This is a genomic window from Mesorhizobium sp. WSM4989 (assembly GCF_029625795.1).
Taxonomy (GTDB): Bacteria; Pseudomonadota; Alphaproteobacteria; order Rhizobiales; family Rhizobiaceae; genus Mesorhizobium.
On sequence record NZ_JARTVN010000002.1, the window covers coordinates 2,202,988 to 2,215,540 of the forward strand.

Consider the following 12,553-nt stretch of genomic DNA (forward strand, 5'->3'; position numbering starts at 1 on the left):
CGCGCCGGCTCTGTGCGAGCAAACAAGCTGGTCCGGCCAAGCCCGGGCTTTGGTTCAAAAGGTTCTGCTGGGTGCCGATGGCTTCAAGCGCAATCATGGAAAGGTCCGCATCGAACCGCGCCATTGTGGCTGCGGGCGGCACCGCCATCGCGCTCAAGCTCCGGCCGGCGGACATTCAATTATCCGGCAGCCACACAAATCCAGGCACACAGCGGCGGGGTCTGCCTCGCCAGCTGCGGCTGATGGCTGCCGGGAGGAAACGAAATAATGCCCAACAAGATGCTGATAGACGCCTCCCACCCGGAGGAAACACGCGTTGTTGTCGTTCGCGGTAACCGCATCGAAGAATTCGACTTTGAATCCCAGGACAAGAAGCAGCTCAAAGGAAACATCTATCTCGCCCGCGTAACCCGCGTCGAACCTTCCCTTCAGGCAGCCTTTGTCGAATATGGCGGCAACCGTCACGGTTTTCTCGCCTTCAGTGAAATTCACCCCGACTATTACCAGATCCCGGTCGCCGACCGTCAGGCCCTGCTGCGCGCCGAAGCGCAGGAGGCGGACGACGAAGAGGACGAGGAGGCCGAGACCGGCGAGGAACAGCAGGCGCGCGATCGCGGCGGCCGCCGCAACCGCCGGCGCGGCGGCAAGAACCGCGACCGGGCCGAGCAAAAGCGCGGTTCCGATGCTGCCGGTGCCGACGAAGGCGGCGAAAGCGCCGATGAGGTCGCAGCTTCCAGCGCTTCCGCTGATGAGCCCGGCGATGCGGCCGATACCTCGACCGAAGCCACCGAAGGCTCCGAAACCGTCGAGACCGTAGCCGAGGCAGCCGGCGAAGAGGAGAACAAGGCCCCCGAAGCCGGCAGCGACACCGAAGACGCCGATGCGACCGACAGCGAGAATCGCCAGCCTTCCGAGAGCGGCCCCACTTCGATCGCCGCGAGCATCGATGCGGATGTGATTTCGGAACCGGTGCAGGCCGAATCGACCAGCGAGGTCGCTCCGGCCGAGGAAGCCGCTCCCAGCGACGATGACCGCGGCATGCTCGAAGAAGTTTCGTCCGCACATTCGGACGAACACGAAATCGAATCGGTCGGCGCCGAGGATGCGCTTGAAGAGGTCCGTAACCGCCGCAAGCCGGTGCGCCGCCAGTACAAGATCCAGGAAGTCATCAAGCGCCGCCAGATCCTACTGGTCCAGGTCGTCAAGGAAGAGCGCGGCAACAAGGGCGCGGCGCTGACCACCTATCTGTCGCTCGCCGGGCGCTATTCGGTCTTGATGCCGAACACCGCGCGTGGCGGCGGCATATCGCGCAAGATCACCAATGCCCAGGACCGCAAGCGGCTGAAGGAGGTCGTCGCCGATCTCGAGGTGCCGCAGGGCATGGGAGTCATCCTGCGCACCGCCGGCGAAAGCCGCACCAAGGCCGAGATCAAGCGCGACTATGAATATTTGATGCGGCTTTGGGAGAATGTCCGCAATCTCACGCTGCAGTCCACGGCCCCTGCCCTGGTCTATGAGGAAGGCAGCCTGATCAAGCGCTCGGTCCGCGACCTGTACAACAAGGATATCGACGAGATCCTGGTCTCCGGCGAGGACGGCTACCGCGAGGCCAAGGACTTCATGCGGATGCTGATGCCGAGCCATGCCAAGGTGGTTCAGCCCTACCGCGACACCACGCCGATCTTCGTGCGCAACGGCATCGAGGCGCAGCTCGACCGGATGCTGCAGCCGCAAGTGACGCTGAAGAGCGGCGGCTACATCATCATCAACCAGACCGAGGCGCTGGTCTCGATCGACGTCAACTCCGGCCGCTCCACCAAGGAGCATTCGATCGAAGACACCGCGCTCCACACCAATCTGGAGGCCGCCGAGGAAGTCGCGCGGCAGCTCAGGCTGCGCGACCTTGCCGGCCTGATCGTCATCGACTTCATCGACATGGAGGAGAACCGCAACAACCGCGCGGTCGAGAAGCGGCTGAAGGATCACCTCAAGAACGATCGCGCCCGCATCCAGGTCGGTCGCATCTCGCATTTCGGCCTGATGGAGATGTCGCGCCAGCGCATCCGTGCCAGCGTGCTGGAATCGACGATGAAGCCCTGCCCGCATTGCGGCGGCACAGGCCATGTGAGATCGGACTCCTCGGTGGCGCTGATGGTGGTGCGGGCAATCGAGGAATTCCTGCTCAAGGATTCGCGCAGCCACATCACAGTGCGCACGCCGGCGGCGACCGCGCTTTATGTGCTCAACCACAAGCGCGCCAATCTGGTCGAGCTCGAGGCCCGGTTCGGCCTGAGCATCACGCTCGAAGCCGACGAGACGCTGGGCGCGCAACACTACGCGATCTTCCGCGGCGCGGTGGCTGAGAAGCCGGAAGGCTTCGTCGAGGTGCGCAGCCTGCCGACCTATGTCGAGCCGGAAGAGCCCGAGGACGAGATCGTCGTCGAGGAGGAAGAAGAGGTATCGGTCCAGGCCGAACAGCCGCGCCATCCACAGCAGGGACAGCATCCGCATCGGTCCGAGGACGGCGAAGGCGGCCGCAAGCGCCGCAAACGCCGTCGGCGGCGCGGCGGCAAGGATCGCGACCGCGAGCATCAAGGCCATGGCGATGCCGTCTCGGCCCCCGCACCTGCGGACGCCGGCACGATTGCTGGCGAAGCGACAGCCGAGGTAACGGCTGAAGCACCGGCCGGGGCGGAAGCAGCCGAAGAGGGGCAGGGCAAGAAGCGCCGTCGCGGCAAGCGCGGCGGCAAGCGCAATCGCCGCGAGGAAGGCGAAATCCCTGCCGATGCCGATGCCGGCGATGGTTTCGAAGGCGAAGAAGCGGAAGTCGAAGCTCCCGAAGGCGCGCCGCCGGTCGCTGCAGCCGAAGAGCAGGCCGCGCCCTCGCCCGCCAATGACGATGTCGCGGAAACGGAGAAGCCGAAGAAGCCTCGCCGTGCACCGCGATCGAAGAAGGCTGTCGAGGAAACCGTCTCCGAGAAAGCGCCCGAGCGGGCGGCGGAACTTCCCGCTGAACCTGCGGCCGGCGAACCGGAGCTGACAGCGGCCGCTGCTGCTCCGACCGAGGCCGAAGCGCAGGTCAATGCCCATCCGACGCGGCGCAAACCGCAGTCGATCGACACGCCGGCTGTCCCCGTCGTTTCGTCCAACGTCAGCGAGGAAGCCAAGACCGAAGAAAAGCCGAAGCGTGCCGGCTGGTGGCAGCGGAAGGGCTTTTTCTAAGCTCTGTCAGCTCATTAGGCTTAGTTGTTAAACAGAAGATCCGGCGCGGGATTTTCGTTTTCTGGCCTTCCAATCTTGCGCCCCAGCACCTGCTAAGGCGCGAAGATCGACCAGTTCATCATCCTGGCGAGCTTCTCAAGCGCTATGGAGCCGAGCTTTGAATTGCCGTTCTCGTTGAGGCCGGGGGACCAGACGGCGAGCGAGGCGACGCCCGGCACGATGCCAAGAATACCGCCACCGACGCCACTCTTACCCGGAATGCCGACACGGAAGGCGAAATCGCCGGAGCCGTCATAGTGGCCGCAGGTCAGCATCAGCGCGCCGATGCGGCGCGCACGCTCGGTCGACACTACCGACAGCCCGGTCGCCGGGTTCCGACCGCCATTGGCGAGGAAGCGGCCGGCCATGGCGAGCTGCCGGCAGCTCATGGCGATGGCGCAATGATGGAAGTAGACGCCCAGCGCCAGCTCCGGCTCATGGTCGAGATTGCCAAAGGACTTCATGTAATTGGCCAGAGCGAAGTTGCGGTAGCCGGTAGCGCGTTCCGAGGCCGCGACCTCGCGGTCGATGATGATCGTGTCGTCGTCGGCCAGGAACTGGACGAAGCGCAGGATCTCGCCGATCGCCTCGCGCGGCTGGTGGCCGGCAAGCAGGATGTCGGACACGACGATGGCGCCGGCGTTGATGAACGGATTGCGCGGAATGCCGCTCTCATGCTCGAGCTGGACGATCGAGTTGAACGGATTGCCCGACGGCTCGCGGCCGACACGCTGCCACAACGCATCGCCGACCTTGCCCAGCGCCAGGGTCAGCGTGAACACCTTCGAGACGCTCTGGATCGAAAAGGGCTGATCGGCATCGCCGGCAAGGATGATGCGCCCGTCATTGGTCACGGCGGCAATGCCGAATTTCTTCGGATCGACCTTGCCGAGCTGCGGGATATAGGTGGCGACATCGCCGCGATCGCTGCGCTCGGTCATTTCGGCGGCCACTTCCGCCAGCGCCTGTTCAAGCTCGGGCATGGCGTCTATTTCAGCCAACTTTCGATGCGCGCCAGCGCCTCGACCATGTCGTCATGGCTGCCGGCATAGGAAAAGCGCATGGTGCGATGGCCCTGGAGCGGATCGAAATCACGGCCGGGCGTGGCCGCCACATGCGCCTCGGCCAGCATCTTGCGCGCGAAGGCCATGCTGTCATTGGTGTGCCGCGTGACATCGCAGAAGGCGTAGAACGCGCCGTCCATGGGCGCCGCGAGCAGGAAGCCCAGCTCCGGCAGACGCTTCATCAGCAGGTCGCGGTTCCAGGCATAGCGCGCCTTCACCGCTTCCAGCTCTTGCGTGGCATTGAAGGCCTCGACCGCCGCGACCTGCGACAGTTCCGGCGGCGAGATGTAGAGGCTCTGCGCGATGCGCTCGACCGGCCGCACCAGTTCGTCCGGCAGCACCATCCAGCCGATGCGCCAGCCGGTCATGCAATAGTATTTCGAGAAGGAGTTGATCACCGTCACGCCGGCGCCACAGGCAAGTGCAGTGACGTCGGGCGCGGCATAGGCCAGCCGGTGATAGATTTCGTCCGAGATCACCGCGATGCCAAGCTCGTCCGCGGTCTTCACCAACGCGGAAAGCTCGTCGGCTGGAATGACCGCGCCGGTCGGATTGGCTGGACTGGCAAACAGCACGCCTTTCAACGGCTTCTCGCGATGTGCGCTCTTCAGGTGGTCGGCATGCAGATAGGCGTCCGAGCCAAGCTCGATCTCGACGATTTCGATGCCAAGCGCGGCCATGATGTTGCGGTAGGCCGGATAGCCGGGCGCGGCGATGGCGACGCGGTCGCCGGGATCGAACATCGCCAGGAAAGCCAGGTTGAAGGCGGCCGACGAGCCGGTAGTGACGGCGATACGGGCGGGCGCGACATCGATTCCGTAATGCTCGCCATAGTGCGCGGCGATCGCCTTGCGCAGCTCCGCCAGGCCAAGAGCATCGGTGTAGCCGATGCGGCCGTGCTTCAGCGCGAGAGCGGCGGCTTCGCGGACGCCGACCGGCGCCGGGTCCGACGGCTGGCCGACCGCCATCGACACCACGGGAATCCCGGTCGCCTTCAGCCGGTTGGCCTCGGCCAGAATATCCATGGCGTGGAACGGCTCGACCTCGCCGCGGCGTGAAAGCGAAACGACCATCTGACTCTTCAGCCTGCCTTTGGTTGGCAAATCCACAGGCAAACCATCGCTCGCTTGCCCTGGAACTGCCGGGAGTTCGACGGCAGCGCCGCACAAATGCCCGATTGGTGTGGGGATCACAAGCGCGCAGGAAGTTATCGGCGCCGACTTTTCATCCTTCGCCCGCTCGTCTACCAGTGGACCTGTCATGTTGAGCCGACCCGAACGATGATCGATAGATCGACCGCAATAGGGCGAACCGCGCGCGGGTTCGCGACGCTCCTGCTTGCCGCCGCCGTCGCGGTGTCCACTTCGCTGAGCGCCTTCGCGCAAGGCGTGCCGGTGGTGCGCGACGCCGAGATCGAGGCGCTGGTGCGCGACTATGCCCGACCGATCTTCAAGGCGGCGGGCCTTGCCAATGACGGGATCGACATCGTTCTGGTCAACGACCAGAGCTTCAATGCGTTCGTGACCGGCCGCCGCCTGTTCATCAACACCGGCGCGCTAGTGACGGCCGAGACGCCGAACGAGATCATCGGCGTCATCGCGCACGAGGCCGGCCATATTGCCGGCGGCCACCAGCAGAAGCTGCGCGATCAACTCGATCGCGCCAAGACCATGGCCATCATCGCCACGCTGCTCGGGGCGGGCGCGATCGTGGCCGGCGCCACCACCAACAGCCGCGGCCTTGCCGGCGCCGGCATGGGCGTCGCCGCCGGCGGCGGCGAGATGGCGCAGCGCAGCATCCTTGCTTATCAGCGCGGCGAAGAAATCACCGCCGACCGCTCGGCGATCACCTACCTCAATGCCACCGGCCAGTCCGGCATGGGCATGCTGAAGACCTTCGGGCGCTTCCAGAGCGCGCTTTCGCTGTCGGGCACCCAGCTCGATCCTTACCGGATCAGCCATCCGATGCCCCGGGAGCGCATCGCCAATCTCGAGGTGCTGGTCAAGGCGAGCCCATATGTCAGCCAGGTCGACGCGCCGGCGCTGCAGCAGCGGCATGACATGATGCGCATCAAGATCGCGGCCTATATGCAAGGCCAGGCGGCCGTGGCGCGGCTGATGCGCAAGAACCCGACCAGCCTTGCCTCGCGCTATGGCGACGCGCAGCAGACCTATCTCTACGGCAATCCTGGCGCGGCGCTGACGAAAACCGCGGCCCTGATCAAGGAACAGCCGAAGAACCCCTATTTCCAGGAACTGCGCGGCGACATCCTGATGAAGGCCAACAGGCCCAAGGACGCCGCGGATGCCTATGCCAAAGCGGCGAGCCTCGACGCGGCGCGGTCCGGCTTGCTGCTGGTCTCGCTCGGCCAGGCGCTGATGGCGGTCGGCACGCCGGACTCAATCAACAAAGCGGTGGCGCAGCTCAACAGCGGGATCGGGCGCGACAAGGAAAACGCCGTAGCCTACCGCTACCTGGCTCAAGCCTATGGCGAATTGGGGCAAATCCCGGCCGCCGACCTTGCGACAGCGGAGGGCCATTTCTATTCGGGCGACTATAAGAACGCGAAGATCTTCGCCATGCGCGCTCAACAGAAATTGAAGCGCGGCGAGCCCCGCTGGCTTCGCGCGCAGGATATCATAAACTACACGCCATCTAACAAACTCAAGTGAACCTCCCGGCCGCGCACGGCGACCAGGTTGGACCGGGACAGGCAGAAGGAACTGATCATGAACAAGGCAATCCTGCTCGGCAGCGCCGGCGTGGCGGTGGCGCTCGGCATGCTGGCATTCGGCTTCGTGGCAGGAAGCCCGCAGGCCGCTAGGGCCGACACGACGCAAGCCATCCAGGTGGCCTCGGCGGACAGCAAGATCGACCGCAAGGAGGTCGAAGGCATCATCCGCGACTATCTGCTGAAAAACCCCGAGGTCCTGCTCGAGGTTCAGGACGCGCTCGAGGCCAAGCAGAAGGAAGAGCAGCGGCTCGCCGCACTCGGCGTCATCAAGGATGCGAAGGACGAGATCTTCAACTCCACCTTCGACGGCGTGGTCGGCAACCCGAAGGGCAAAGTCACCATCGTCGAGTTCTACGACTACAATTGCGGCTTCTGCAAACGCGCCATTGAGGACATGAAGGCGCTGACCAAAGCCGATCCGGACCTGCGCTTCGTGCTCAAGGAGTTTCCAATCCTCAGCCCGGATTCGCAAAAGGCCAGCGTGGTCTCGATGGCCTTCCATCTGATGATGCCGGAGAAGTACAGCGAGTTCCACACTGCGCTGCTCGGCAGCCAGGGCCGTGCCACCGAATCCACCGCCATGAAGGTCGCTGTTTCGCTCGGTGCCGACGAGGCGAAGCTGCGCGAGAAGATGAAGGATCCGAGCATCAACGAAGCGCTCTCGCGCACCTACGATCTCGCCACCAAGCTGTCGATCACCGGCACGCCGTCCTATGTGGTCGGCAATGAGGTGGTGTTCGGCGCGCTCGGACAGCAGGTTCTGGCGGAGAAGATCGAGCAGGCCAAGAGCGCGCTCTAGGTTTGGGCATGGTCTTTTCCGAAAACCGCTGCACAGTTTTCGGGATCATGCTCTAAGCGATTGCGAGTCGCGATAACAGGCGGTTTTCCGCCTGTTGTGGACAGCGAAAGAATGTACTTGCGCTCTTTTCGCGGGCGGATATGCCCATTATAGAGGTCCGGCGCGCCGGCTTGAGGCCGGCGCCGAAGAGGTCGGCATATTTGAAAACGATTTTCGTCCTGAACGGTCCCAATCTCAATGCACTCGGCAAGCGCGAGCCGGGGATCTATGGCGGCAAGACGCTTGCCGCCATCGCCGAGGATTGCAAGGCCGCCGGCACGGCGCTCGGGCTCGAGATCGATTTTCGTCAGTCCAATCACGAAGGTGATCTCGTCGACTGGATCCAGGAAGCCGGTGAAAAGGCCGCAGGCATCGTCATCAATCCCGGGGCCTACAGCCATACCTCGATTGCCATTCACGACGCCATCCGCGCCATCGCGCCGCTGCCCGTCGCTGAAGTCCATCTTTCCAATATCCACGCGCGGGAGCCTTTCCGCCACGTCTCCATGGTCGCGCCGGTCGCTGTCGGCATGATCTGCGGGTTCGGGCCACTCGGCTATACGCTTGCGCTGCAGGCTCTGGCGGCGCGCCTGTGACCGGCTCCCAAACTGAAGGCTCGAAAATGTCGATAAAGAAGAACGGTGTTGACCAGCAGCTGATCCGCGACTTGGCGGGCATACTGAACGACACCAACCTGACCGAGATCGAGGTCGAGCTCGGCGATCTGAAAGTGCGCGTGTCGCGTCAGTCTCAGGCCGTCCACGCGGTCGCTGCTCCGCTTCCTATGCCGTCCGCGGCGGTTGCCGGGCCGGCTCAGGCGGTAGCGGCCGCGCCCGCGACGGCAGCCGATCCTTCCAAGAACGCCGTGCCCTCGCCGATGGTCGGCACCGCCTATCTCGCGCCCTCGCCCGACGCCAAGGCGTTCATCGAGATCGGCCAGAAGGTGAAGGAAGGCCAGACGCTGCTCATCATCGAAGCGATGAAGACGATGAACCAGATTCCCTCGCCGCGCGCCGGAACGGTGACGGCGATCCTGATCGAGGACGCCCAGCCGGTCGAATACGGCATGCCGCTCGTGGTCATCGAGTAGAGCCGGGAACAGCGGGCAGATGTTCCAAAAAATCCTCATCGCCAATCGCGGCGAAATCGCGCTTCGGGTGCTGCGCGCCTGCAAGGAGCTCGGCATCCAGACGGTGGTGGTCCATTCGACGGCCGATTCCGACGCCATGCATGTGCGGCTTGCCGACGAAAGCGTCTGCATCGGCCCGCCGCCGTCACGCGAAAGCTATCTCAACATTCACCAGATCGTCGCCGCTTGCGAGATCACCGGCGCCGATGCCGTGCACCCGGGCTACGGCTTCCTGTCAGAAAACGCCAAGTTCGCCGATATCCTCGCCGCCCATAACATCACCTTCATCGGCCCTTCGGGCGACCATATCCGCATCATGGGCGACAAGATCGAAGCCAAGCGCACGGCAAAGCGCCTCGGCATCCCGGTGGTGCCTGGTTCGGACGGCGCGATCAGCGACGAGAAGGAAGCAAAGCGCATTGCCGCCGCGATCGGCTATCCGGTGATCATCAAGGCTTCGGCCGGCGGCGGCGGCCGCGGCATGAAGGTCGCCCGCACCGAAGCCGACCTCGAAGTGGCGCTGCAGACCGCCAGATCAGAAGCCGGCGCTGCCTTCGGCGACGACGCCGTTTACATCGAGAAATATCTGGAAAAGCCGCGCCATATCGAATTGCAGGTGTTCGGCGACGGCGCCGGACGCGGCGTGCATTTCGGCGAGCGCGACTGCTCGCTGCAACGCCGCCACCAGAAGGTGTGGGAGGAAGCGAACTCACCGGCCCTCAACGCCGAGGAACGTGCGCGCATCGGCGGCATCTGCGCCAAGGCGATCGCCGATCTTGGCTATTCCGGCGCCGGCACGATCGAATTCCTCTACGAGAACGGTGAATTCTATTTCATCGAGATGAACACACGCCTGCAGGTCGAGCATCCGGTGACCGAAGCGATCACCGGCATCGACCTCGTGCATGAACAGATCCGTGTCGCCTCCGGCGGCGGACTGTCGGTCAAGCAGGAAGACATCAAGTTCAACGGCCACGCCATCGAGTGCCGCATCAACGCCGAGGATCCGCGCACGTTCACGCCGTCGCCCGGTACGATCACGCATTTCCACACGCCGGGCGGCCTCGGCATCCGCGTCGATTCCGGCGTCTATTCCGGCTACCGGATCCCGCCCTATTACGACAGCCTGATCGGTAAGCTGATCGTGCATGGGCGCAACCGCGTCGAATGCATGATGCGGCTGCGCCGGGCGCTCGACGAATTCGTTGTCGACGGCATCAAGACGACGCTGCCGCTGTTCCGCGACCTGGTCGGAAATCCGGATATCGCCAACGGCGATTACGACATCCACTGGCTTGAGAAATATTTGGCCAAGGAGGAATAGGATCTTGCGGTTATAATGGCGCAATGACTCGTCCCTACGCGCCCGGCTACCGCATCCCGACCGACCTGCTGCTGAAAGCCTATGCCTCGGGCGTGTTCCCGATGGCAGAGAGCGCCACCGACCCGGAAGTGTTCTGGGTGCGGCCGGAGACGCGCGGCATCATCCCGCTCGACGGATTCCACACGCCGCGCAGTCTGAAGAAGACGATCCGCAGGCACCCTTTCGACATCCGCTACGATTTCGACTTCGAGGCGACGATCGACGGCTGCGCGGAAAGGCGCGACGAGCGCCGCTCGACCTGGATCAACGCGCCGATCCGCGAAGCCTATGTCGAGCTCTATCGGCTGGGCCACTGCCATTCCGTCGAGGCGTGGCGCGAGGGCCGGCTGGCCGGCGGTCTCTATGGGGTGTCACTCGGGCGCGTCTTCTTCGGCGAAAGCATGTTCGCCCGGGAAACCGACGCCTCGAAGACCTGCCTCTATTATCTCGTCGAGCGGCTGAACGAACGCCGCTTCGCGCTCCTCGACACGCAGTTCACCACCGAGCACCTGAAGCGCTTCGGCGCCATCGACGTGCCGCGCAGCCGCTACGAAAAAATCCTGGCCGAGGCCCTGAAGGGCGACGCGGTCTTTTATCCCTGAGATAAGCGGTCACCCGCTCGCAGTTTCAATTGGCGTCTGGGAATGAAACATCATCTTCCAGCCATCGGCGCGATGAACATAGCCGGTGCTGACGAGAGCGGCATAGGGCTCGCCGTTTTCCCGCGTCGCGCGCGCCTCGTAGGTTAGCATGACGATATCGCTGCCGGGTTCGACCATGCCTTTCAGCCGAATGTCGAGATCGCGCCAGCGATTGGGCTTGGTGGCGGTCTTGGCCAGATCGGCATTGGTCATCGCCTGCGCCATCTCCGGAAAGGCGACGAGGCAATCCACATCGGCGTGGGCCGCGAAATATGCGGAATCGCCGGTCCAGAAGCCTTTCTCGATATCGAGAAGCTCTTTCTTGCTGGCAGTGATCGGCCTGATCGTTGCCATGGAAATCTCCCGTCGCCATCACCGTTTATCCAACGGATTGCGAAAAAGAGGGTTCCGAGAGTTCCGAGATCAGTTCGTGTCTGTGGTGTCGGCGCCATCCGGCGCGGGCGCCGCGTCCGACGGCTCAGGCGCTGCCTCGGCAGGCGGCTTCGGCTTGGCGGCATTCGTCTTCGGCTTGCCCGTATCGGCCTTGGCGGCGGTCGGCGGCGGCACGTCCGATTTTTGCTTGCAGCCCTTCAGCCAGACGTCATAGACGGCGTGCTCGACCGCGTTGAGACCGGGGCTTTCGGCGAACATCCAGCCGGTAAAGATACGGCGGATCTTGCGATCGAGCGTGATCTCGTCGACCTCGACGAAGGAATCGGTCTTCGGCTGTTCGGTCTCAGGCCGAGAGTAGCAGACGCGCGGCGTCACCTGCAGGGCGCCGAACTGCACCGTCTCGTCGATATAGACGTCGAAGGTGATGATGCGGCCGGTGATCTTGTCGATGCCGGCGAATTCGGCGACCGGATTGGTGATGCGGTCGGAAACCGCCGGCGCCGCCGGTGTCTGCGCGGCGGCGAACCCTGCCGTCGAGGCAGCCAGAACGGACGCTGCCGCGAACAGTCCCGTCGAGAGTCGGCCGAAAGAGTTCATGCAGGGATACCGGTGGTTGCGCCCGGGTGATTCTCTCAATCGCCCAAGGCTAGTCAGGGCTGCGCTATCAGCAAGGAGCTAAACGCCAATTGTGGCGACAAAAGACCGAAAACGCGTTTACGAACCGGGCGTCCAAGCGTCGTAGTCGCCGGTGACCTGCGGACGATGCTGGTTGGTCAGAATGGAACCTTGCGGGCGATAGGCGCTCGGCGTTCCTGTGAGATTGGGCCGGTGCGGCTTCTGCCAATCACGAGCCTTATAGCTCTCGCTCGACGGAGGCGTGTCGACGCGATGATGCATCCAGCCATGCCAGCCCGGAGGGATCTTCGAGGCTTCGGAATAGTCACGATAGATGACCCAGCGGCGGGTGCGACCTTCCGAATCGATGCCGCCCTCGTAATAGACGTTGCCGACCTCGTCCTCGCCGACCTTGTTGCCGAAGCGCCAGGTGTGGAAGCGCGTGCCAAGTGTCTGGCTGTTCCACCAGGTGAAAAACTGCAGCAGGAAAGTCTTCATCCAGATCCTCGTTGCGG

Annotated in this window: 12 protein-coding genes; 7 read left to right on the plus strand and 5 right to left on the minus strand. The window is 63.8% G+C overall.

Features of this window, described 5'->3' with window-relative positions; all coding sequences use genetic code 11:
- The first annotated feature begins 267 nt into the window (after positions 1–267).
- Positions 268–3,222: an Rne/Rng family ribonuclease gene (locus P9217_RS23525; protein ID WP_278088043.1), complete on the plus strand. Its 2,955-nt coding sequence runs from the start codon at positions 268–270 to the stop codon at positions 3,220–3,222.
- 92 nt (positions 3,223–3,314) lie between these two features.
- Here the strand turns inward: P9217_RS23525 and P9217_RS23530 are convergent, their stop codons facing one another.
- Together P9217_RS23530 and P9217_RS23535 are read right to left on the minus strand one after the other, a co-directional pair.
- Positions 3,315–4,244, minus strand: coding sequence for a glutaminase (locus tag P9217_RS23530; protein ID WP_164746708.1), 930 nt, complete (start codon positions 4,242–4,244; stop codon positions 3,315–3,317).
- 5 nt (positions 4,245–4,249) lie between these two features.
- Positions 4,250–5,398 (minus strand): aminotransferase class I/II-fold pyridoxal phosphate-dependent enzyme, encoded by a 1,149-nt coding sequence (locus tag P9217_RS23535; RefSeq protein ID WP_127246962.1) that lies wholly within the window; start codon positions 5,396–5,398, stop codon positions 4,250–4,252.
- Positions 5,399–5,605: 207 nt separating this feature from the next.
- Between P9217_RS23535 and P9217_RS23540 the strand changes: the two genes are divergently transcribed.
- The 6 genes from P9217_RS23540 (at position 5,606) to aat (ending at position 10,991) form a co-directional block, all read left to right on the plus strand.
- Entirely contained in the window at positions 5,606–6,997 is a 1,392-nt protein-coding gene (locus P9217_RS23540; protein ID WP_278088044.1) for a M48 family metalloprotease, read from the plus strand.
- 57 nt (positions 6,998–7,054) lie between these two features.
- Positions 7,055–7,858 (plus strand): DsbA family protein, encoded by an 804-nt coding sequence (locus tag P9217_RS23545; RefSeq protein WP_067321649.1) that lies wholly within the window; start codon positions 7,055–7,057, stop codon positions 7,856–7,858.
- A 200-nt stretch (positions 7,859–8,058) separates the two neighbouring features.
- Positions 8,059–8,493: a type II 3-dehydroquinate dehydratase gene (gene aroQ / locus P9217_RS23550; RefSeq protein ID WP_066989889.1), complete on the plus strand. Its 435-nt coding sequence runs from the start codon at positions 8,059–8,061 to the stop codon at positions 8,491–8,493.
- A gap of 26 nt (positions 8,494–8,519) precedes the next feature.
- Positions 8,520–8,987, plus strand: a complete 468-nt coding sequence (gene accB, locus P9217_RS23555; RefSeq protein ID WP_067321651.1) for an acetyl-CoA carboxylase biotin carboxyl carrier protein — start codon at positions 8,520–8,522, stop codon at positions 8,985–8,987.
- A 19-nt stretch (positions 8,988–9,006) separates the two neighbouring features.
- Positions 9,007–10,350, plus strand: coding sequence for an acetyl-CoA carboxylase biotin carboxylase subunit (accC, locus tag P9217_RS23560; RefSeq protein WP_066989500.1), 1,344 nt, complete (start codon positions 9,007–9,009; stop codon positions 10,348–10,350).
- A gap of 23 nt (positions 10,351–10,373) precedes the next feature.
- Complete coding sequence (gene aat / locus P9217_RS23565) at positions 10,374–10,991, plus strand: leucyl/phenylalanyl-tRNA--protein transferase (protein WP_278088046.1); 618 nt, start codon at positions 10,374–10,376, stop codon at positions 10,989–10,991.
- Between the two features lie 9 nt (positions 10,992–11,000).
- Here aat and P9217_RS23570 read toward each other — a convergent pair whose 3' ends face one another.
- From P9217_RS23570 to P9217_RS23580, 3 genes are all read right to left on the minus strand, one after another.
- On the minus strand, positions 11,001–11,384 hold the full coding sequence (locus P9217_RS23570; protein WP_066989496.1) for a hypothetical protein: 384 nt from the start codon (positions 11,382–11,384) through the stop codon (positions 11,001–11,003).
- Between the two features lie 69 nt (positions 11,385–11,453).
- Positions 11,454–12,020, minus strand: coding sequence for a DUF2155 domain-containing protein (locus tag P9217_RS23575; protein ID WP_095824712.1), 567 nt, complete (start codon positions 12,018–12,020; stop codon positions 11,454–11,456).
- 117 nt (positions 12,021–12,137) lie between these two features.
- Complete coding sequence (locus P9217_RS23580) at positions 12,138–12,536, minus strand: NADH:ubiquinone oxidoreductase subunit NDUFA12 (protein ID WP_066989491.1); 399 nt, start codon at positions 12,534–12,536, stop codon at positions 12,138–12,140.
- Positions 12,537–12,553 lie beyond the last annotated feature (17 nt).